The sequence below is a fragment of the Streptomyces sp. SudanB52_2052 genome (genome assembly GCF_964272415.1).
GTDB lineage: Bacteria > Actinomycetota > Actinomycetes > Streptomycetales > Streptomycetaceae > Streptomyces > Streptomyces olindensis.
Window position 1 is genome coordinate 1270562 of record NZ_OZ186796.1, and the last position, 17437, is coordinate 1287998.

Annotated in this window: 15 protein-coding genes; 12 read left to right on the forward strand and 3 right to left on the reverse strand. The window is 72.2% G+C overall.

Translation table 11 applies throughout. The features are described 5' to 3' along the window. The first annotated feature begins 113 nt into the window (after window positions 1-113). The gene (locus tag ACSUPV_RS05525) at window positions 114-2591 is read left to right on the forward strand and encodes a ThuA domain-containing protein (RefSeq protein ID WP_382610174.1); all 2478 of its coding nucleotides are present in this window, start codon (window positions 114-116) and stop codon (window positions 2589-2591) included. Between the two features lie 56 nt (window positions 2592-2647). Further along, a complete protein-coding gene (locus ACSUPV_RS05530) occupies window positions 2648-4789 on the forward strand; it encodes an OmpL47-type beta-barrel domain-containing protein (protein ID WP_359786515.1) in 2142 nt (713 codons plus the stop codon). Here ACSUPV_RS05530 and ligD read toward each other — a convergent pair. Then, window positions 4776-5804 (reverse strand): non-homologous end-joining DNA ligase, encoded by a 1029-nt coding sequence (ligD, locus tag ACSUPV_RS05535; protein WP_031112639.1) that lies wholly within the window; start codon window positions 5802-5804, stop codon window positions 4776-4778. The genes ACSUPV_RS05530 and ligD overlap by 14 nt on opposite strands. A gap of 74 nt (window positions 5805-5878) precedes the next feature. Here ligD and ACSUPV_RS05540 point away from each other — a divergent pair, with 74 nt between their 5' ends. Beyond that, a complete protein-coding gene (locus ACSUPV_RS05540; protein ID WP_031112637.1) occupies window positions 5879-6943 on the forward strand; it encodes an ATP-dependent DNA ligase in 1065 nt (354 codons plus the stop codon). Window positions 6944-6950: 7 nt separating this feature from the next. Here ACSUPV_RS05540 and ACSUPV_RS05545 read toward each other — a convergent pair whose 3' ends face one another. Continuing rightward, window positions 6951-8141 carry a zinc-dependent alcohol dehydrogenase gene (locus tag ACSUPV_RS05545; protein ID WP_037769336.1) on the reverse strand — a complete coding sequence of 397 codons (1191 nt, stop codon included), beginning with the start codon at window positions 8139-8141 and terminating at the stop codon, window positions 6951-6953. A gap of 205 nt (window positions 8142-8346) precedes the next feature. Here ACSUPV_RS05545 and ACSUPV_RS05550 point away from each other — a divergent pair, with 205 nt between their 5' ends. Continuing rightward, window positions 8347-9336: a DUF3048 domain-containing protein gene (locus ACSUPV_RS05550; RefSeq protein WP_436947038.1), complete on the forward strand. Its 990-nt coding sequence runs from the start codon at window positions 8347-8349 to the stop codon at window positions 9334-9336. 23 nt (window positions 9337-9359) lie between these two features. Here ACSUPV_RS05550 and ACSUPV_RS05555 read toward each other — a convergent pair whose 3' ends face one another. After that, window positions 9360-9824 (reverse strand): MarR family winged helix-turn-helix transcriptional regulator, encoded by a 465-nt coding sequence (locus tag ACSUPV_RS05555; RefSeq protein WP_031112632.1) that lies wholly within the window; start codon window positions 9822-9824, stop codon window positions 9360-9362. Between the two features lie 218 nt (window positions 9825-10042). On the opposite strand from ACSUPV_RS05555, the gene ACSUPV_RS05560 reads away from it, so the two are divergent. The 8 genes from ACSUPV_RS05560 (at window position 10043) to ACSUPV_RS05595 (ending at window position 17430) form a co-directional block, all read left to right on the forward strand. After that, window positions 10043-10798: a CoA transferase subunit A gene (locus tag ACSUPV_RS05560; protein WP_031112630.1), complete on the forward strand. Its 756-nt coding sequence runs from the start codon at window positions 10043-10045 to the stop codon at window positions 10796-10798. Next, window positions 10798-11442, forward strand: coding sequence for a CoA transferase subunit B (locus ACSUPV_RS05565; RefSeq protein ID WP_436947039.1), 645 nt, complete (start codon window positions 10798-10800; stop codon window positions 11440-11442). Before ACSUPV_RS05560 ends, ACSUPV_RS05565 begins: the two co-directional genes overlap by 1 nt. Continuing rightward, window positions 11439-12641: a thiolase family protein gene (locus tag ACSUPV_RS05570; RefSeq protein WP_382610183.1), complete on the forward strand. Its 1203-nt coding sequence runs from the start codon at window positions 11439-11441 to the stop codon at window positions 12639-12641. Before ACSUPV_RS05565 ends, ACSUPV_RS05570 begins: the two co-directional genes overlap by 4 nt. A gap of 138 nt (window positions 12642-12779) precedes the next feature. Next, window positions 12780-13553: a protocatechuate 3,4-dioxygenase subunit beta gene (gene pcaH / locus ACSUPV_RS05575; protein WP_031112625.1), complete on the forward strand. Its 774-nt coding sequence runs from the start codon at window positions 12780-12782 to the stop codon at window positions 13551-13553. Window positions 13554-13559: 6 nt separating this feature from the next. Next, window positions 13560-14165: a protocatechuate 3,4-dioxygenase subunit alpha gene (gene pcaG / locus ACSUPV_RS05580; protein ID WP_382610186.1), complete on the forward strand. Its 606-nt coding sequence runs from the start codon at window positions 13560-13562 to the stop codon at window positions 14163-14165. Then, entirely contained in the window at window positions 14162-15457 is a 1296-nt protein-coding gene (gene pcaB, locus ACSUPV_RS05585) for a 3-carboxy-cis,cis-muconate cycloisomerase (RefSeq protein ID WP_436947040.1), read from the forward strand. Before pcaG ends, pcaB begins: the two co-directional genes overlap by 4 nt. After that, window positions 15454-16575: a bifunctional 3-oxoadipate enol-lactonase/4-carboxymuconolactone decarboxylase PcaDC gene (gene pcaDC / locus ACSUPV_RS05590; protein WP_436947041.1), complete on the forward strand. Its 1122-nt coding sequence runs from the start codon at window positions 15454-15456 to the stop codon at window positions 16573-16575. The genes pcaB and pcaDC overlap by 4 nt, the downstream gene beginning before the upstream one ends. Before the next feature lie 63 nt (window positions 16576-16638). Beyond that, window positions 16639-17430 (forward strand): SDR family NAD(P)-dependent oxidoreductase, encoded by a 792-nt coding sequence (locus tag ACSUPV_RS05595; RefSeq protein ID WP_359786340.1) that lies wholly within the window; start codon window positions 16639-16641, stop codon window positions 17428-17430. The last annotated feature ends 7 nt before the right edge of the window (window positions 17431-17437 follow it).

Here is a 17437-nt window from a genome sequence, read left to right on the forward strand (position 1 = left end):
CCGGTTTATCCACGCTCAAGACAAAGTTGGTGCCATCCCGGTCATAGGTATTGGCGGGATGGGCAAAGGGGTTTAGCTTCCTTGGCGGTGTTGCTGTGACCGAGGAGGTGCCCATGCACTTACGAGGGCTGAGCAAGAGAAGACGCGTCTGGGCGGCCTCCTTGGCCGCCGGTGCCGTGACCGCCGGGCTGCTGTCGGGCCCCGCCGCGAGTGCGCGTCCCTATCCGGAACCACCCCTGACAACGATGTCGATCAAGTCGCCGCCGGGCGGCGCGAACGTACGGGTGCTGATCTTCCACGGTTCCGCGGCCGGGGAGGAGTCGCCGGTCGTCAACGCCGGGATCGAGGCCATCGAGGACATCGGCCTGTCGGGTCCCGCGAACCGCCGTTTCAAGGTGCAGGCCACCGGCGACGCCTCGGTGTTCACCGACGGGACGAGGCTCGGCCGCTTCAACGCGATCGTGTTCCTGACCGGCGGCGGCGACGTCCTGGACCCGGAGCAGGAGGCGGGCCTGGAGGCGTACATGGAGGCCGGCGGCGGGTTCCTCGGCATCCATGACGCGGCGCGCGCGGAACCGTACTCGGACTGGTTCACCGGTCTGGTCGGTGCCCGCCCGGCCGCGTCGAGCCCCGCGGCCGTGCAGCGGGCGACCGTGGAGGTCGGCGACCGCCGGCACCCGGCGGCCACGGACCTGCCGGTGCAGTGGAAACGCCCGGACAAGTGGCTGAACTGGGTGAAGAACCCCTCGGGCGAGGTCCACACGGTGGCCCGGGTGCGGGAGTCGACGTACCAGCCGGGCACGGGGGCCAACGGCTGGGACCACCCCGTCAGTTGGTGCCGGGACTACGACGGCGGCCGCTCCTTCTACACCGGCATGGGCGGCACGGTGTCGTCGTACGACGAGACCGACTTCCGGGCCCACCTGCGCGGCGCGCTGATGTGGACGACCCGGCTGGAGCAGGCCGACTGCAAGGCCACCATCAACGCCAACTACGCGGCGGAGCGGCTGACCAAGCCCAACCAGCCGGGGCAGAACGACCAGATCGGCGAGCCGCACGGGCTGGTCACCGCCCCCGACGGCCGGGTCTTCTACATCGGCCGGGGCGGTGCCGACTCCTCGCAGCCGGTGATCACCGACTGGAACAACCCCGACATCGGCAAGGGCAAGGGCGAGATCCACGTCTACGACCCGAGGACCAAGCAGGTCACCCTGGCCGGCGCGCTGACCGTCTTCGGCAACAAGGGCGGCGGCGACGAACTGATCAAGGTCGAGGAAGGCCTGCTCGGCATCGAACTGGACCCGAAGTTCGCGCAGAACGGGTGGGTGTACCTGCACTACACGCCGCACGAGCGGATCGACCGCGAGACGCGGATGGCGGAGCGGCGGGTCTCCCGGTTCACCCTCGACCAGGCCACCAACAAGCTGGACCTCGCCAGTGAGAAGGTGCTCCTCAAGTGGCCGGTGCAGATCCACAGTTGTTGCCACGCGGGCGGCGGGATGGCCTGGGACTCCAAGGGCAACCTGTACATCGCCACCGGTGACAACAACTCCAGCGGCTTCAGCGGCGGTTACTCCGGCAACAACCCGGAGCCGAACTACAAGGGCGTCTCGTTCGCGGACGCGCGCCGCACGGCCGGCAACACCAACAACCTCAACGGCAAGATCCTGCGCATCCACCCGGAGCCGGACGGCACGTACACGCTGCCCGAGGGCAACCTCTTCACCGGGAAGGAGACCGACGAGGGCGGCGGCAAGACGCGCGGCGAGATCTATGTGATGGGCGTGCGGAACCCGGCGCGCATCTTCGTCGACAAGTCGACCGACGTGCTCTACGCGGGCTGGGTCGGACCGGACGCGAGCGGGCCCTCCACGACCTGGGGTCCGGCCAAGTACGACACGTTCGCCGCCATCACGAAGGCGGGCAACCGCGGCTGGCCGTACTGCATGGGCAACAAGCAGCCCTACCGGGACCGCAACCTGCCGGACCCGTCCAAGCCGCTGGGCTGGTACGACTGCGACCACCCGAAGAACGAGTCGCCGAACAACGACGGCCTGGTCAACCTGCCGCCGGTGACCGGCAACAACATCTGGTACTCGCCCTCGGGCGGCGCGCCGGACTACCCGCGGGACGCGAACGGTGTCCCGTCGTACAAGCCGGAGGAGGCCACGTACAAGCTGCCCTGGCTCAAGGGCGGCGGCCAGGCGGCGATGAACGGGCCGGTGTACCGGTCCGACGCGGTCGCGGCCGACAGCACCGTCAAGTGGCCGGCCTACTGGGACGGCAAGTGGTTCGTCGGCGACTTCTACGACGCCGACCAGCCGCGCCACGCGGTGCTGATGGACCCGAAGACGCAGGGCGACGGCGGTCTGCCGGTGCACGCGGAGTCGCTGAAGAAGATCGTGCCGATCGGCAACGACGGCATCAAGAACTTGATGGACTGGAAGTTCGGTCCGGACGGCGCGCTGTACGTCCTCGACTACGGGCGCGGCTTCTTCACCTCGGACTCCAAGTCGGCCCTGTGGCGGGTCGTCTACAAGGGCGGCGGGCCGACCCCGGCCGCCGGGCAGCTGGCGAGGGGGACCGAGTGACACGGCACCTACCGCACCGAAGAATCTGGGCCGCCCTGCTGGCCGCCCTGCTCGTGATGCTCGGCGTGCAGGCGATGCCCGCCGCCGGGCAGGCACAGGCGCCGGCCGCCGAACAGGTGCTCACCTGGACGGCCGGCAACGACATCGACAAGTACCTGTCGGCGCCGAAGACGGCGGTCGCCGGTCAGGCCACCATCGTCTTCGAGAACAGCACGGCCACCGGCAACACCACGGGCATGCCGCACACGCTGACGTTCGTGACCAGCGATCCCGAGTTCAACAGCGACGTGCAGCTCAACATCCTGGCCAACCCGAACGACGCCCAGGGCGGCAAGCACACCGCCCAGGTCACGCTCACGCCCGGCCGGTACTTCTACCACTGCACGATCCCCGGCCACGGCCAGATGCAGGGCATCCTCACGGTGACCGAGGGCACGGGCGAGGACACCACGGCGCCCGAGGCGTCGGCGCACGTCAGCGGCACGCAGAACACGCAGGGCCAGTACGTCGGCTCCGCGAGCGTGGCGCTGCACGCCACCGACGAGGGCGGCTCGGGTCTGGACCGGATCGAGTACGCGCTCGGCGACGCGGGCGCCTGGCAGCCGTACACCACGCCGGTCGTGGTCGACCAGGTCGGCGATCACACGGTCCGCTACCGGGCGTTCGACAAGGCGGGCAACGTCTCCGCCGAGAAGAGCACCCAGTTCACGGTCGTGGCACCGCAGTCGGACGACACCACCGCGCCGGAGACCTCGGCGACGGTGACCGGCGAGCGGGACCCGGACGGGGCGTACATCGACATGGCGACGGTCACCGTCTCCGCCTCCGACACCGGTTCCGGGGTCAACACCATCGAGTACGCGATCGGTTCCGGCGCCTGGCAGCCGTACACCGCGCCCGTGATGGTGCACCAGGTGGGCGAGCACACCGTCCGCTACCGCGCCACCGACAAGGCGGGCAACGTGGCGGCGGAGAAGAACGTGCGGTTCACGGTCGTCGCGGCGCCGCCGCAGGACACGACCCCGCCGGTGACGGGCGTGACCGTGGAGGGCACGAGGAACTCCGACGGGGCGTACGTCAACAGCGCCCGGGTGACCGTCACGGCCACCGACGCGCACGGCTCGGGCGTCGAGCGGATCGAGTACTCGCTCGACGGCGGGCCGTACCTGGCCTACTCGGCGCCGGTGGTGGTGGACCGGGCCGGTGCGCACACCGTGGCGTACCGGGCGACCGACAAGGCCGGCAACACCTCGGCGGCCCGCAGCGTGACCTTCACGGTCGTCTCCGGCGGGGTCCCGGCGCCGGACTGCCCGGAGTACGACGAGCGGCTGACGGTGTTCGTCGGCACGGTCGACTCGGGGGTGCGCAACCGGGTCACCGACAACCGGTGCCGGATCGGCGAACTGATCGAGGACGAGAAGGAGTGGACGTCCCACGCGCTGTTCCTCAAGCACGTCACGTCCGTCCTGGACGCGCTGCTGAAGGAAGGCGTGATCGACCAGCGCGAGTACAACGCCATCCGCAAGGCCGCCCGCCAGTCGGGCATCGGCAAACCGGGGCAGACCGAGGGCTACCGGGCGATCTTCGACGGCAGCGCGGAGTCCCTGGCCACGTGGCGGCACGTGGGCGGCGGTTCGTTCGGGCTGAACCCGGACGGGACGATCACCTCCAGCGCCACGACGCCGGGCATGGGCATGCTGTGGTTCCCGCAGCGCAAGTACGGCGACTTCTCACTGAAGCTCCAGTGGCGTGACGACGCGCCCGGCACCGGCAACGCCAACTCGGGCGTCTTCGTCCGCTTCCCCTGGGTCCACGACCACCCGGAGGAGCCGCGCCCGGAGTGGGTCGCCATCAAGTACGGGCACGAGGTGCAGGTGCTCGACCGCCCCGACGGCGACATGTACAAGACCGGCTCGATCTACGGCTTCGACCGCGTGGGTCTCGCCGGTGCCGGCGTGACGCAGAAGGGCACCTGGAACGACTACGAGATCCGGGTGGAGGGCCAGCACTACTCGGTCTTCCGCAACGGCGTGCTGATCAACGAGTTCGACAACACCGGCGGCCAGGAGTTCACCCCGCCCCGCGCGGACGACCCGGGCACGGACGGGCGGCGCTTCGCCTCCGGCTACATCGGGCTCCAGGTGCACGGCACCACGGACGTGGTCTCGTTCCGCGACATCCGGATCAAGGAGTTGTAGGAGGCGCCTGCTTGCGGGCCCTGCTCGGCTGTACCCGTCTGGGCTCCCCCGGCATCTTCGGATACTCGGGCGGGTACGGCAGGTCGCCCAGCCCGTGGTCGTGTTCGTCGCGGCGGGCGAGGTCGAGCAGGGCCTCCAGGGAGTAGCGGTGGTCGTCCATGTCCGCGTGCACGTCGCCGAGTTCGGCGAAGCGCGCGGGCATGGTCCCGAGGTCGAAGTCCCGCGGGTGCGCGACCCCTACCTCGTCCCAGCGCAGGGGCGCGGAGACGGGGGCGTGCGGGCGGGGGCGTACCGAGTAGGCGGAGGCGATCGTGCGGTCGCGGGCCGTCTGGTTGTAGTCGAGGAAGATGCGCTCGCCGCGCTCCTCCTTCCACCACTTGATGGTGACCTGCTCCGGCATCCGCCGTTCCATCTCCCGGCCGACGGCGATGGCGGCGCGCCGGACCTGGGTGAAGGTCCACCGCGGCTCGATGGGCACGAACACGTGCAGGCCCCGGCCGCCCGAGGTCTTGGGGAAGCCGCGCAGTCCGCCGAACTCGTCGAGCACCGCCCGCAGTTCGTGGGCGGCGCGGACGGCGTCCTCGTAGTCGGTGCCGGGCTGCGGGTCGAGGTCGATGCGCAGTTCGTCGGGGCGGTCCACGTCGTCGCGGCGGACCGGCCAGGGGTGGAAGGTGAGGGTGCCGAACTGGGCGGCCCACACCACCGCGCCGACCTCGGTGGGGCACATCTCGTCGGCGCTGCGGCCGCTGGGGAAGGTGATGTGCGCGGTCGGGATCCAGTCGGGCATGTTCTTCGGCGCCCGCTTCTGGAAGAAGTTCTCACCGGTCACACCCTCGGGGTAGCGCTCCAGGGTGGTGGGCCGGTCGCGCAGGGCGCGCAGGATGCCGGGGCCGACGGCCAGGTAGTAGCGGGCGAGGTCCAGCTTGGTGAAACCGCGCTCGGGAAAGAAGACCTTGTCCGGGCTGGACAGCCGCACGCTCCGGCCGTCCACCTCCAGTTCCACCGCGTCACCCATGTCCGTCACGGTAGGCGCAGCCCGCGCGCCGCGCATATCGGGCGCACCGGGTCATACAGGCGCAGAATCGAGCCATGGATCTGCCGGTGATGCCCCCTGTCCTGCCGATGCTCGCCAAGTCCGTGGCGGCGATCCCGGCGGGCATGCAGTACGAGGCCAAGTGGGACGGGTTCCGGGCGATCGTGTTCCGCGACGGGGACGAGGTCGAGCTCGGCAGTCGCACCGGGAAGCCTCTGACCAGGTACTTTCCCGAGCTGGTGACGGCCGTGCGGGAGCGGTTGCCGGAGCGGTGCGTGGTGGACGGGGAGATCGTGATCGCACGGGAGGGGCGGCTCGACTTCGACGCGCTGACGGAGCGGATCCACCCGGCGGACTCGCGGGTGCGGACCCTGGCCGAGCGGACGCCGGCCTCGCTCGTCGCCTTCGACCTGCTGGCGCTCGGGGACGAGTCGCTGATGGACGCCCCGCTGACCGACCGGCGGGAGCGGCTTGCCGGGGAGCTGTCCGGGGTGCGGGCGCCGGTGCACCTGGCGCCGGCGACCACGGACATCGAGGTGGCGCGGCAGTGGTTCGAGGAGTACGAGGGGGCGGGCCTTGACGGGGTCATCGCCAAGCCGCTGACCGTGCGCTACCGGCCGGACGAGCGGGCCATGTTCAAGATCAAGCACGAGCGGACGGCGGACGTCGTCGTCGCCGGCTACCGGCTGCACAAGAGCGGTCCGGTCGTGGGCTCGCTGCTGCTCGGCCTGTACGACGAGCGGGGCACGCTGCAGCACGTGGGCGTCTCCGCCGCCTTCACGATGAAGCGGCGGGCGGAGCTGGTCGAGGAGCTGGAGCCGCTGCGCCTGGACGACGTCTCGGGGCATCCCTGGGCGGCCTGGGCCGAGGAGGCCGCGCACGAGACGGCGCGGCTGCCCGGGGCGCCGAGCCGCTGGTCCGGCCGGAAGGACCTGTCGTGGGTGCCGCTCAGGCCGGAGCGGGTGGCCGAGGTGGCGTACGACCACATGGAGAACGGGCAGCGCTTCCGGCACACCGCCCGTTTCCGCCGCTGGCGCCCGGACCGGACCCCCGAGAGCTGCACGTACGCGCAGTTGCAGGAGCCGGTCCGCTACGACCTGGCGGAGATCCTCGGGGCGTGAGCGGGGCTCAGGGCTGCATGAGGACCTTGACCGCGCCGTCCTGCTTGCGCTGAAACATCTCGTACGCGTGCGGCGCCTCCGACAGCGGCACCCGGTGGGTGGCGAAGTCGTCCACGCCGAGCGGGTCCTCGTCGGTCAGGTACGGGATGATGTCGTCGCTCCAGCGGCGGACGTTGGCCTGGCCCATGCGCATCTGGATCTGCTTGTCGAACAGGGTGAGCATGGGCATCGGGTCGGCCATGCCGCCGTAGACGCCGGAGAGCGAGATGGTGCCGCCGCGGCGCACCAGGTCGATGGCGGTGTAGAGGGCGGCGAGGCGGTCGATGCTGAAGCGTTCGGCGAGCGGGCCGCTCAGCTTGCGGGGCATGATCGCCGTGGCCTGCTGGGCGAGCTTGGCGGCCGCGCTGCCGTGGGCCTCGGTGCCGACGGCGTCGATCACGGCGTCGGGGCCGCGTCCGTCGGTCTCGTCGCGGATCGCGGCGACGAGTTCCTTCTCGTCGCCGAAGGACCTGAGGTCGTAGGTCTCCACGCCGCGCGCGCGGGCCCGGGCCAGTCGCTCCGGGACCAGGTCGATGCCGAACACTCGTCCGGCGCCCTTCACCTGGGCGACCCGGCAGGCCATGTCGCCGATGGGGCCGAGGCCGAGCACGGCGATGCTGCCGCCCTGCGGGACGTCGGCGTAGGCGACCGCCTGCCAGGCGGTGGGCAGCACGTCGGAGAGGTAGACGAAGCGGTCGTCGGGCGGTCCCTCGGGGACCTTGATCGGGCCGTACTGCGCCTGCGGGACGCGCAGGTACTCGGCCTGGGCGCCCGGCACCGCGCCGTACAGCCGGGTGTAGCCGAACAGGGCGGCGCCCATGCCCTCGCCGTGGACCTGGGTGGTCTCGCACTGGGTGGGCAGGCCGGTGAGGCACATCCAGCAGTTGCCGCAGGCGATCTGGAACGGCACCACCACCCGGTCCCCCGCCTGGAGGTCTGGGACGCCGGCGCCGACCTCCTCGACGATGCCGATGGGTTCATGGCCGAGGATGTCGCCCGGGGTCATGAACGGTGTGAGCACCTCGTACAGGTGCAGGTCGGATCCGCACAGCCCGCTGGAGGTGATGCGGATGATCGCGTCCGTCGGCTCCTGGATCTGCGGATCGGGCACGTCCTCCACGCGCACATCCCGTTTGCCCTGCCAGGTCACTGCCCTCATCGCTGCGCGCTCCCTCCGTCGGCGTGCGCGTCGGTCGGTCGGCGACGCCCCGGGTACCCGGGGCGTCCCGCGCTGAACCCTGAGCCGATCGGCGGACACCGCGCGGACACCATCGCGCCGACCGCGATCAGGTATGGCCATCGGTGGCCAGATAAGCGCACAATCAAGACAAATCGATGACAGAGGCGCGGTGGCGACGGTGGGCATGGGACGAGGGGCAGGCGGACGGCGCGCCGCGACGACAGCGGCACTGCTGGCCGCCACGGTGACGGCCGCCCTGGCCGCCGGCTGCACGAACGGCGGCGGCACCACCGACGACAAACGGGGCTCGGCCCGGCAGCCGGGGCGGGAGTCCTCCCCGTCGGCGACCGGTCCCTCCGCCCCCTCCGTCCTCGCCGTCAAGATCGACAACGCGCGCGCGGCCCGGCCGCACACGGGCGTCGACGCCGCGGACGTGGTGTACGTGGAGCAGGTCGAGGGCGGGCTGAGCCGGCTGATGGCGGTGTACGCGACCCAGCTGCCGAAGACCGTCGGCCCGGTGCGCAGCGCACGCGAGTCGGACCTCGAACTGCTGCGGCAGTTCGACCGGCCCACGCTCGCCTTCTCCGGCGCGCAGAAGAAGCTGCTGCCGCTGATCGACAGGGCGCCGCTGGAGGCGGAGACTCCGGGCAGCGCCCCCGACGCCTTCTTCCGCGGCTCCGGCCGGCCCGCCCCGTACAACCTCTTCCTGCGGCCCGAGCGGCTCGTGCCCGAGGCCCCGGGCGAGGCGGCCCTGACCACTGGCTTCCGCCACGGCTCCGCCCCGGCGGGCGGCAAGGCGACGGCCTCGCAGACGGTGCGCTACCCGGCGGCCCGTTTCACCTTCACCTGGTCGGACGCCCGCGACCGCTGGCTGGTCGGCATGGACGGCGCTCCCGCCACGACCGCCGACGGCAAGCGGCTGGCGGCCGCGACGGTCGTCGTGCAGTACGTGAAGGTGCGTGAGTCCGCCTTCCGCGACTTCCTCGGCAACAACACGCCGTACACCGAGACGGTCGGCTCGGGCAAGGCGAAGGTGCTGCGCGACGGGCGGGCCCACGACGTGAACTGGAACCGCGGGGACGCCGCCGACGGCACGGCGTTCACCACCGGCGACGGCACGCCGGTGAACTTCGCGAAGGGCCAGGTGTGGGTGGTGTACGCCGAGGCGTCCTGACCCTTCCGCACGGGCCGCGCGGGTCAGCCGGGCGCCACCAGGGGCTCCCCGGGGTTGCGCAGCCCCTCGGCCGCGTCCGCCACCCGCCGGATGAGGTCGAAGAACACCGTCCGCTCCTCGGCGGTCAGCGGGGCGAGGAAGACCTGGTTCATCCGGGCGGTGCGCACGGTCAGCTTGCGGTGCGTGCGCACGCCCTCGTCCGTGAGGCGCAGCAGGAAGCGGCGGCCGTCCTGCGGGTCGCGGACCTTGTCGAGCAGTCCGCGCCGGCCGAGCCGGCTGATCACCTCGGCGATCGTGGACCGGTCGAGCCCCACCCGCTCCCCCACCGTGCGCTGGTCCAGGCCCGGCTCCGCGACGAGGGTGTTGAGGACCGCGAACTGCGGCGAGGTGATCTCCTCGGAGACCATCGTGTTCCAGAGCAGGTAGTGCGCCTGCTGGAGCCGCCGGGCCAGGTGCCCGGGGTGGGTGGTGAGGTCCGCCGCCGCCATGTGCACCCCTTGCTCGCGTTCGCCGGTCGTATTCGTTGGTGCACTGAACGATACCCGGCCACGGCAGGACTGTCTGCCGCCCGGGAAGCGACCGAGGGCGGATATGTCGAGGCCTTGACGCCCCGCCGTGCCGGTGGCAGCGTGAGGGGAGCTTCGCGGAAATAATCAGTGCCCTGATTAATTCGGTCGGGTCGCTCGGAAGAGATGGGGCTTCTCGGATGGACAAGGTGGTCGCCACAGCCGTGGAGGCGGTGGCCGACGTGCCGGACGGCGCGTCGCTCGCGGTGGGCGGTTTCGGGCTGAGCGGTGTACCGAACACGCTGATCCAGGCGCTCCACGAGCGCGGGGTCGCCGGACTGTCGGTGGTCTCCAACAACTGCGGGGCGATGGAGTCCGGCCTCGCGGTCCTCCTCGCCGCCGGCCGGATCGCCCGGGTCACGGGCTCCTACATCGGCGCCAACAAGGAGTTCGCCCGGCAGTACCTGGCCGGTGAGCTGGAGGTCGAACTGATCCCGCAGGGCACGCTCGCCGAGCGGTTGCGGGCGGGCGGCGCCGGGATCCCCGCCTTCTACACCCCGGCCGGGGTGGGCACCCAGGTCGCCGACGGCGGGCTGCCGTGGCGCTACGACGGTGCGGGCGGGGTCGCGCTGGCCTCGCCGCCGAAGGAGGTCCGGGAGTTCGACGGCACCGAGTACGTGCTGGAGCGGGGCATCCGCACCGACTTCGCCCTGGTCCGGGCGGCCCGCGGCGACCGGCACGGGAACCTGGTGTTCAACAAGTCCGCCCGGAACTTCAACCCGCTGGCCGCGATGGCGGGCAAGGTGACGATCGCCGAGGTCGAGGAGCTGGTGGAGCCCGGTGAGATCGAGCCGGACGCGGTGCACCTGCCGGGCATCTTCGTGCAGCGGGTGCTCGCGTTGACCCCGGAGCAGGCGGCGGACAAGAAGATCGAGCAGCGGACGGTGAGGTCCTGATGGCCTGGACGCGCGAGGAGATGGCCGCGCGGGCGGCGCGGGAGCTGAGGGACGGGCAGTACGTCAACCTCGGCATCGGCCTGCCCACGCTCATCCCGAACCACCTGCCCGAGGGCGTCGAGGTCGTCCTCGAATCCGAGAACGGCATCCTCGGCACCGGGCCCTACCCCACCGAGGACGAGGTCGACCCGGACCTGATCAACGCCGGGAAGGAGACGGTGACGGTCCTGCCGGGCGCGTCCTTCTTCGACTCCGCGCTGTCCTTCTCGATGATCCGGGGCGGGCACATCGATGTCGCCGTGCTGGGCGCGATGCAGGTGTCGGAGAAGGGCGACCTCGCCAACTGGGCCGTCCCCGGCAAGCTGATCACCGGGATCGGCGGGGCCATGGACCTGGTGCACGGCGCCCGTACGGTCGTCGTCGTCATGACGCACACCGCCAAGGACGGCTCCCCGAAGATCCTCACCGAGTGCACGCTGCCGCTGACCGGCAAGGGCTGCGTGAACCGGATCATCACCGACCTGGGCGTCCTCGACGTCACCGACGACGGGCTGGTGCTGGTGGAGACCGCGCCGGGCGTGACCGCCGACGAGATCGTGGCCAGGACCGCCGCCCGACTGACCGTGCCGGAGGGCGTGAAGTGAAGGACGTCTACATCGTCGACGCGGTCCGCACGCCGTTCGGCCGCTACAACGGCGGCCTGGCGGACATGCGCCCGGACGACCTGGCCGCGCACGCGATCCGTGCACTCCTCGCCCGCACCCCGGAGCTGGACCCGGCCCGGATCGAGGACGTGTACTTCGGCAACGCCAACGGCGCCGGCGAGGAGAACCGCAACGTCGGCCGCATGGCCGCCCTGCTCGCCGGGCTGCCCACCTCCGTGCCGGGCGTGACGGTCAACCGGCTGTGCGCCTCAGGCCTGGAGGCCGTGATCCAGGCGGCCCGGGCCATCGCGCTCGGCGACGCGTCCATCGCTCTGGCCGGGGGCGTCGAGTCCATGACCCGCGCGCCGTACGTGCTGCCGAAGAACGACAAGCCCTTCCCGGCCGGGCACACCGAGCTGTACTCGACGACGCTCGGCTGGCGCATGGTCAACCCGCGCATGGAACCGCAGTGGACGATCCCGCTGGGCGAGTCGGCCGAACTCATCGCGGACAAGCACAAGATCGGCCGGGAGCAGCAGGACGAGTTCGCGCTGCGCAGCCACGAGAAGGCCGCGGCCGCGCGGCAGCAGGGCCTGTTCGAGGGCGAGTTGGCGCCCGTGGCGGTTCCGCAGCGCAAGGGGGAGCCGGTGGTGTTCGCCGCCGACGAGTGCGTCCGGCCGGATGCCTCCCTGGCGGCGATGGCCAAGCTCAAGCCGTCGTTCCGTAAGGAGGGCGGGACGGTGACGGCGGGCAACGCGTCGCCTCTGAACGACGGTGCGGCGGCGCTGCTGCTCGTCGACGAGGAGGGGCTGAAGGCCACGGGGCGCGAGCCGCTGGCCCGGGTCCGTGCGACGGGTGTGTCGGCGACCGACCCGCACTACTTCGGGCTGGCGCCCGTGGAGGCGGTCAACCGGGCTTTGGCCAAGGCCGGCAAGGGCTTCGACGACCTGTCCGTGCTGGAGCTGAACGAGGCGTTCGCGGCGCAGGTGCTGGGGTGTGTGGCCGAGTGGCCCGAGTTCGATCCCGCGATTCTCAATCCGCAGGGTGGTGCGATCGCTCTCGGGCATCCGCTGGGTGCGTCCGGGGCTCGGCTCGCCGGGACGGTTGCCCATCAGCTTGCCCGGCGTGGCGGCGGGGTGGGTGTGGCAACGCTGTGCATCGGGGTGGGGCAAGGGCTCGCCCTCGTTCTGGAACGCTGAGCAATTCGCGCGGCTGCGGGCCGTCCGAGGCCGGTCGCGCCCGCGCGGCGGAGCCGCACATCGACACAGCCCCGCGCCCCTTCAGGGCGCGATCCTCGCCCCCCTTGACGACAACCGGAAGAACCTTCAAGGACCCCCATGACTCTCACCCAGCACGACATCGACCAGGAGATCGCGGCCGAGCACGCCGCGTACGAGAAGCGGCTCGCCGACGGCGGGCCCGTCGAGCACCACCCGCGGCGCGACTACGCGCCGTACCGTTCCTCGGTGCTCCGCCACCCGAAGCAGCCGCCGGTCACCATCGACGTCAGCAAGGATCCGGAGCTGGTGGAGCTGGCCTCCCCGGCCTTCGGGGAGCGGGACATCACGGAGATCGACAACGACCTCACCCGGCAGCACCACGGCGAGCCGATCGGCGAGCGCATCACCGTCTCCGGGCGGCTGCTGGACCGCGACGGCCGCCCGGTGCGGGGCCAGCTGGTGGAGATCTGGCAGGCCAACTCGGCGGGCCGCTACGCCCACCAGCGCGAGCAGCACGACGCCCCGCTGGACCCGAACTTCACCGGTGTGGGCCGCACCCTCACCGACGACGAGGGCCGCTACCACTTCACCACCATCCAGCCGGGCCCGTACCCGTGGCGCCAGCACCTCAACGCCTGGCGGCCGGCGCACATCCACTTCTCGCTCTTCGGCACGGCGTTCACCCAGCGGCTCGTCACCCAGATGTACTTCCCGAGCGATCCGCTGTTCCCGTACGACCCGATCATCCAGTCGGTGACGGACGACGCGGCCCGGCAGCGGCTGGTCGCGACGTACGACCACAGCCTGTCGGTGCCGGAGTTCTCCCTGGGCTACCACTGGGACATCGTGCTGGACGGCCCGAACGCCACCTGGATCGAAGAAGGGCGCTGACCTGCCATGACGAGGATCGACACCAGCCGCCCCGAGAGCGTGCTGCCCACCCCTTCGCACACCGTCGGCCCGTTCTACGGCCACGCCCTGCCGTTCCGCGGCGGCGAGGACATCGCGCCCGCCGGGCACCCGGACACGGTCACCGTGCACGGTTACGTCACCGACGGCGAGGGCAAGCCGCTGCCCGACGCCCTGATCGAGCTGTGGGGCCCGGACCCGGACGGCAACCTGCCGACCGCCGACGGCTCGATGCGGCGCGACCCGGCCTCGGGCGGCTTCCTGGGACGCAACGGCGTGGAGTTCACGGGCTGGGGCCGCATCCAGACCGACACCGACGGGCACTGGTACGCGCGCACCCTGCGGCCGGGGGCGCGCGGGCGGAACGCCCCGTACCTCAGCGTGTGCGTCTTCGCCCGGGGGCTTCTCCTGCACCTGTACACCCGGATCTATCTGCCGGGCGACGCGGCCGTGCTCGCCGCCGACCCGCTGCTGTCCCGGCTGGAGGACGGGCGCCGCGACACGCTGATCGCCGTGGAGGAGACGAGCGGCACGTACCGTTTCGACATCCGCCTTCAGGGCGAAGGCGAGACGGTCTTCCTGGAGTTCCAGTGACAGCTGCGCCTGACGACACCGGTCTGCTCGGCCCCGGTTGGGCCGGGTCGGCGGCCGCGTCCGCCACGAGCGACGAGGCGTATCTACGGGCGCTGCTCGACGCGGAGACCGCCCTGACCCGGGCTCAGGCGGCGCTGGGGCTCGCCCCGGCCGAGGCGGCCACGGCGGTGACCGAGGCGGCCGGCTCCGACGGCTTCGACGTACGGTCCCTGGCCGGGCGGGCCCGCGCGGGCGGCAACCCCGTCATCCCCCTGGTCGCGGACCTCACGCAGGCCGTGGGTGACGCGTACGGGCCCTACGTCCACCGGGGCGCGACCAGCCAGGACATCATGGACACGGCGACGATGCTGGTCGCGGCACGGACACTGGAGCCGGTCCTCGCCGATCTCGGCCGCACCGCGCGGGCGCTGTCCCGCCTGGCCGCCGAGCACCGTGACACCGCGATGCCGGGGCGGACGCTCACCCAGCACGCCGTCCCGACCACGTTCGGGCTGAAGGCGGCCGGATGGCGGTCACTGGTCCTCGACGCGCGGGACCGGGTGCGGTCCGTGCGCGAGTCCCTGCCCGTCCAACTCGGCGGCGCGGCAGGAACGTTGGCGGCCTTCGGGGCGTACGGTGCGGACGATCCCACCGCGCTGCCGGTGGCGTACGCCCGCGAACTCGGCCTGCGGGCACCCGACCTGCCCTGGCACACCCTGCGCACGCCCGTCGCCGATCTCGCCGGGTGCCTGGCGTTCACGGCGGGCGCGCTCGGCAAGATCGCCGTGGACGTCCTCACCCTGTCGCGCACCGAGATCGCCGAGGTCGCGGAGGGCGGCGGCGGGGGTTCGTCCGCCATGCCGCACAAGTCCAACCCCGTGCGGTCCACGCTCATCGTCTCCGCCGCGCGGCGGGCGCCGCAGCTCGCGGCCACGCTGTACGGGTCGCTGGCGGCCGAGGACGAGCGGCCGGCCGGGGCCTGGCACGCGGAGTGGGAGCCGCTGAGGGACCTGCTGCGGCTGGCCGGCGGGGCCGCCCGGGACGCCGTCGACCTGGCCGAGGGACTGCGGGTCAGGCCCGAGGCCATGCGCGCACACCTCGATCTCACGGGCGGGTCGATCGTCTCCGAGCGGCTGTCCGCCGAACTGGCCCCGGTGCTGGGCCGGGCCCGGGCCAAGGAACTCCTCACCCGGCTGGCCGCCGAGGGGCGCCCCCTCGCCGAGGCACCCGAGCTGGCGGACCTCGACCTCGACCCGACCCACTACACGGGCTCCGCGGGGGCCCTCACCGACCGTGCCCTGGAGCGACGTTGACCCTGCTGAACCACCGTGCCGAAGGGCCCGCCACCGCGCCGCCCCTGCTGCTCGGCCCCTCCCTCGGCACCTCGTACGCCCTGTGGGACGAGGTGGCGCCCGAGCTGTCGATCACGCACCGGGTGGTGCGCTGGGACCTGCCGGGGCACGGCGGTTCCGCGGCGGATCTCATCGCGGCGGGTGCGACGGTGGACGACCTCGCCGCCCTGGTGCTGGCGCTCGCCGACTCGCTCGGGATCGAGCGGTTCGCGTACGCGGGCGTGTCACTGGGCGGGGCCGTGGGGCTGCACCTCGCGGTGCACCACCCGCGGCGGCTGTCGTCGCTGGCCGTGATCTGCTCCTCCGCTCACTTCAACGGATCCAAACCATGGGAGGAGCGGGCCGCGCTGGTGCGGCGGGAAGGGCTGGCCGGGCTGGCGGAGAACGCGGACGCCCGCTGGTTCACGTCCGGGTTCACCGTGCGGCGGCTGGTGGACGACCACCGCCGCGCCGACCCGGACGCGTACGCCGCCTGCTGCGACGCGCTCGCCGCGTTCGATCTGCGGGACCGGCTGGCCGAGATCGCCGTGCCGACCCTGCTGGTCGCCGGCCGCGACGACCCCGCGACACCGCCCGCGCACCTGCGGGAGATCGCCGACGCGGTGCCGGGCGCGGCGCTCGTCGAGATCCCCGGCGCCTCGCACCTGGCGCCCGCGCAGTGCCCGGAGGCGGTACTGACCGCGCTCCGCGCCCATCTGGGTGGGCCGGGCGGACGCGGGATGGAGGTGCGGCGCGAGGTCCTCGGCGACGCGCACGTCGACCGGGCCCAGGCCCGGCAGACGCCCTTCACGGCCCGCTTCCAGGACTTCATCTCGCGCTACGCCTGGGGTGAGATCTGGACCGATCCGACGCTGTCGCGCCGCGAGCGCAGCATGATCACCCTCACCGCGCTGGTCGCGCACGGCCACTACGACGAGCTGGCCATGCACGTCCGGGCGGCCCGCCGCAACGGGCTCACCCCCGAGGAGATCGGCGCGGTGCTGCTGCAGACGGCGGTGTACTGCGGGGTGCCGGCGGCGAACTCGGCGTTCGCCGCGGCCCAGCGGGTGCTGGCCGAGGAGGACTCCACCGGAGGGTGACCCTGCCGGTCGTAGCCTCGGCGGTGGCTCGCTCGGACGCGCACGCGTGCCTACGGTGGGGGCATGTCGACCATCCTGATCACCGGTGCCACCTCGGGTCTCGGCCGGTACGTCGCCTCCGAACTGGTCCGCTCGGGGCATGTCGTCCTCGTCCACGGCCGGGACGCGGACCGCACCGAGCGGCTGGCCGAGGAGCTGCGGACCGAGGGGGACGCCGAGGCGTTCGTCGCCGACCTGGCCTCGCTGACGCAGGTGCGGGAGCTGGCCGGGCATGTCGCCGACGCCCATCCAGAGCTCGACGTACTGGTCAACAACGCGGGCGTGGGATTCGGGGCGCCCGGGGCGGGCCGTGAGCTGAGCGCCGACGGGCACGAGCTGCGGCTCGCGGTCAACTACCTGGCGCCGGTCGTGCTGACCCGGGCCCTGCTGCCGGTGCTGCGGGCGAACGCGCCGGCCCGGATCGTCAACGTCGGCTCGGCCGGTCAGGAACCCCTCTCCTTCGACGACCCCGAGTTCAGCCGCGGCTACGACGGCGTCTCGGCGTACTGCCGCAGCAAGTTCGCGCTCGCCGCGCACACCTTCGCGCTCGCCGAGGAACTGGACGGCACCGGTGTCTCGGTGAACGTGCTGCACCCGGCGACCTACATGGACACGGCGATGGTCCGCGAGGCGGATGTCTCGCCGTGGAACACGGTCGCCGACGGGGCGGCGGGGGTGCTGGCCCTGGCCACGCGGGAGCCGGGCAGCGGCCGGTACTTCGACGGGACGCGTCCGGCACGGGCCCATGAAGCCGCGTACGACCCGGGTGTGCGGGCGCGGCTGGCGGCGGTGACGGAGCAGTTGGTGCGCGCCTGAGTCACCG

What these genes read in the sequence shown, in the direction of transcription:
- ACSUPV_RS05550 (WP_436947038.1), top strand. Translation starts at nt 8,347, where the DNA reads ATGGGACGAGGGGCAGGCGGACGGCGCGCCGCGACGACAGCGGCACTG.
- ACSUPV_RS05595 (WP_359786340.1), top strand. Translation starts at nt 16,639, where the DNA reads ATGTCGACCATCCTGATCACCGGTGCCACCTCGGGTCTCGGCCGGTAC.
- ACSUPV_RS05560 (WP_031112630.1), top strand. Translation starts at nt 10,043, where the DNA reads ATGGACAAGGTGGTCGCCACAGCCGTGGAGGCGGTGGCCGACGTGCCG.
- ACSUPV_RS05545 (WP_037769336.1), bottom strand. Translation starts at nt 8,141, where the DNA reads ATGAGGGCAGTGACCTGGCAGGGCAAACGGGATGTGCGCGTGGAGGAC.
- ACSUPV_RS05525 (WP_382610174.1), top strand. Translation starts at nt 114, where the DNA reads ATGCACTTACGAGGGCTGAGCAAGAGAAGACGCGTCTGGGCGGCCTCC.
- ACSUPV_RS05530 (WP_359786515.1), top strand. Translation starts at nt 2,648, where the DNA reads ATGCTCGGCGTGCAGGCGATGCCCGCCGCCGGGCAGGCACAGGCGCCG.
- ACSUPV_RS05540 (WP_031112637.1), top strand. Translation starts at nt 5,879, where the DNA reads ATGGATCTGCCGGTGATGCCCCCTGTCCTGCCGATGCTCGCCAAGTCC.
- pcaG (WP_382610186.1), top strand. Translation starts at nt 13,560, where the DNA reads ATGACGAGGATCGACACCAGCCGCCCCGAGAGCGTGCTGCCCACCCCT.
- ACSUPV_RS05555 (WP_031112632.1), bottom strand. Translation starts at nt 9,824, where the DNA reads ATGGCGGCGGCGGACCTCACCACCCACCCCGGGCACCTGGCCCGGCGG.
- ACSUPV_RS05565 (WP_436947039.1), top strand. Translation starts at nt 10,798, where the DNA reads ATGGCCTGGACGCGCGAGGAGATGGCCGCGCGGGCGGCGCGGGAGCTG.
- pcaH (WP_031112625.1), top strand. Translation starts at nt 12,780, where the DNA reads ATGACTCTCACCCAGCACGACATCGACCAGGAGATCGCGGCCGAGCAC.
- ligD (WP_031112639.1), bottom strand. Translation starts at nt 5,804, where the DNA reads ATGGGTGACGCGGTGGAACTGGAGGTGGACGGCCGGAGCGTGCGGCTG.